Raw genomic sequence first — 813 nt, 5'->3', positions numbered from 1 at the left:
CGCGTAGATGGAATTGGCGCCCGATGTCGTCTCGGCCGACTTGTTGCGCGTGATCGAGCCGGATCCATCCACCGACGGCAGCAATGTGCCGGCGCTCTGGCGGTAGCTGGCGCGCGCCTCGCGGATCTTGGCCTTCGCGGTCGCGACATCGAGATTGCCGGCGACCGCTTCCGCGACAAGCATGTTGAGCTGCGGGTCGCGCAGGCGCTGCCACCATTGTGAAAGCCGCGCCGGCTGGGCGGACTTGGTCGGCTTCTGGCCGCTCCAGTTTGCCGGCATCGGCAGGATGGGCGTCCGATAGTCCGGACCGACGACGCATCCCGCGAGCAAGGCCGCGCCGAGAATAGGCGCAAGGAGCCGCCTCGCGGCCACCGAGCCACGTTCAAGACCTGTCATGTGAGAACCCCTTATTGCTGGTTGGCCGTCACCGGCGTTTCGCCCGTATCCTGCCCGGGATCTGGTTTAGCCACCCTGCCCTTGAAGATGCGCCGCACCGTGACGAACAGCAGCGGCACCAGGAACACGCCGATCACCGTCGCCGCGATCATGCCGCCCATCACGCCGATGCCGACGGAGTTCTGCGCCCCCGAGCCGGCGCCGCTGGCGATCGCCAGCGGCGTGACGCCGAGGATGAAGGCCAGCGACGTCATCAGGATCGGCCGCAATCGTTGTCGCGCCGCCTCCAGCGTCGCCTCCACCAGCCCCATGCCGGCCGCCTGCCGCTCGATGGCGAACTCGACGATCAGGATGGCGTTCTTGGCGGCCAGCCCGATCGTGGTCAAAAGCCCGACCTTGAAATAGACGTCGTTGGTC

At 67.2% G+C, this 813-nt stretch carries 1 protein-coding gene and 1 pseudogene; both read right to left on the bottom strand.

The features are described from left to right. A pseudogene (locus EOA36_RS36375) lies at positions 1-396 on the bottom strand (TolC family protein); the annotation flags it as partial. A gap of 11 nt (positions 397-407) precedes the next feature. Beyond that, positions 408-813, bottom strand: a 406-nt coding sequence (locus tag EOA36_RS36370) for an efflux RND transporter permease subunit (protein ID WP_189553568.1), incomplete at its 5' end; no start/stop codon positions are given.

This window comes from Mesorhizobium sp. M8A.F.Ca.ET.021.01.1.1 (assembly GCF_003998025.1).
In the GTDB taxonomy this organism is placed as follows: Bacteria; Pseudomonadota; Alphaproteobacteria; order Rhizobiales; family Rhizobiaceae; genus Mesorhizobium.
This window is presented reverse-complemented; position numbering and strand designations above follow the sequence as displayed.